This is a genomic window from Synechococcus sp. OH2 (assembly GCF_047462155.1).
GTDB lineage: Bacteria > Cyanobacteriota > Cyanobacteriia > Thermostichales > Thermostichaceae > Thermostichus.
Window position 1 is genome coordinate 1 of the sequence record NZ_JANSIR010000011.1, and the last position, 501, is coordinate 501.

Sequence of the window (501 nt, forward strand, 5' to 3'; positions counted from 1 at the left end):
GGTGCCAGGCTCTTCTCTCCACCCCAACCCCCCAACTCTTGGGGGGTTAATTTTCATATGGAGGGAAAGAGACTTACGGGAAGTTTCTCCATTGAGCTCGTCGCAAGAGTTCTGTACGTTCCAGACGGTTGAAGATGCGTGTGATCAGCTCTGGATCGGCGATGGGTTTACCAACGAAGTCATCTCCTACCGCTTGAAAAACTTGTTCGACCGTCTGAGGGTCTGTGTGGGCAGTCAGGAAGAGTATTGGGATCCAGCTCCAATCTCGATCATTGCGTACAACTTGGCAAGGTTCGATATTTCAATATGCTTTTCCCCCTTGTATCTCTGACGATAATGATAAGCTCCTTGACCGCGTAAACTCCGAGCTACTCCCCGTTCCATTTCCTCCTATACCTCTGCCTGGTCGAGGACAATCAAATCCTCCGCTGGAATATCCCTGACTTCTTGACCATAAGCTAGTCGTTCTCTTTGCACCTCCTCTTCTTGGACTCTCGCGCT

At 50.1% G+C, this 501-nt stretch carries 1 pseudogene; it reads right to left on the reverse strand.

Annotation, left to right across the window (positions count from 1 at the left end):
• Positions 1 to 285: 285 nt before the first annotated feature.
• Positions 286 to 501 (reverse strand): annotated as a pseudogene (locus NW835_RS01060) (IS630 family transposase); the annotation flags it as partial.